Genomic DNA, 1,564 nt, shown 5'->3' with positions numbered 1-1,564 from the left:
CATCAAATATCACAGGAGATCTTGGTGGGAGTTTTACGTTTAATCCGATACCAGCCGATGGCGCAACAATAAACGCAACTAGCGGAACGATTACTAATGGTATTTCTGGGACAACCTATACTATAGAATATGCAACAAGCGGCACATGTGCAGCCAGCAGCACACAAACGGTAACTGTTTTAACCTCCGGAAATGCTTCATTTTCTATGACAGCAACCTGTGATGGCGGAACATCAAATATTACAGGAGATCTTGGCGGGAGTTTTACTTTTAATCCGATACCAATCGATGGCGCAACAATAAACGCAACTAGCGGATTGGTGACTAATGGTGTTTCAGGAGCGACCTATACTATTGAATACACAAGTCCAGGGATTTGTGGAATAAGCAGCACACAAACGGTAACTGTTTTAACTTTAGGAGACGCTTCTTTTAATACGACAGCTACTTGTGATGGAGGAACCGCAAATATTACAGGAGATCTTGGCGGAAGTTTTGCTTTTAATCCAATACCATCCGATGGCACAACAATAAATGTAATTAACGGAACGGTAACTAGCGGAATTCCAGGAACGACCTATACTATAGAATATACAAGTCCAGGAACCTGCGGGACAAGTAGTACACAAACTGTAACCATTTTGACCTCCGGAAATGCTGCTTTTAACATGACAGCAACCTGTGATGGAGGAACCGCAAATGTTACGGGAGATCTTGGAGGAAGTTTTGCTTTTAATCCTGTTCCAACAGATGGCGCAACAATAAATGTAACTAACGGAACGGTAACCAACGGAATTTCAGGAACTACTTATACTATAGAATATACAAGTCCTGGAACTTGTGGAGTAAGTAGCACGAAATCCGTAACCGTTTTAACTTCGGGAAATGCTTCCTTTTCTATGACAGCAACTTGTGATGGAGGTACAGCAAATATCACTGGAGATCTTGGCGGAAGCTTTACTTTTAATCCAATACCATCCGATGGCGCAACAATAAATGTAACTAACGGAACGGTAACCAACGGAATTTTAGGAACGACCTATACTATAGAATATACAAGTCCTGGAACTTGTGGAGTAAGTAGTACCCAATCCGTAACGGTTTTAACCTCCGGAAATGCTTCATTTTCTATGGCAGCAACCTGTGATGGCGGCACCACAAATATAACCGGAGATCTTGGCGGAAGCTTTACGTTTAATCCAATCCCAACCGATGGCGCAACAATAGATGCAACTAGCGGAGTGGTAACTAATGGTATTTCTGGAACTACCTATACTATTGAATATGCGAGTGCAGGAACCTGTGGAACAAGTAGCACAGAAACGGTAACTGTTTTAACCTCCGGAAATGCTTCATTTTCTATGACAGCAACTTGTGATGGCGGAACCGCAAATATCACAGGAGATCTTGGCGGAAGCTTTACTTTTAATCCAATACCATCCGACGGAGCCACAATAGATACAACTAGTGGAACGATAACTAATGGAATTTCAGGAACCACATATACGATAGAATACGCAAGTCCAGGAACCTGCGGAACAAGTAGCACACAAACGGTAACTGT

Annotated in this window: 1 protein-coding gene; it reads left to right on the top strand. The window is 42.4% G+C overall.

Annotated elements, in window-relative coordinates:
* On the top strand, positions 1–1,564 hold a 1,564-nt coding region (locus ACVCXO_RS06380), incomplete at both ends, for a beta strand repeat-containing protein (protein ID WP_452228758.1).

The sequence above is a fragment of the Lacinutrix sp. MEBiC02404 genome (assembly GCF_053601575.1).
This window is presented reverse-complemented; position numbering and strand designations above follow the sequence as displayed.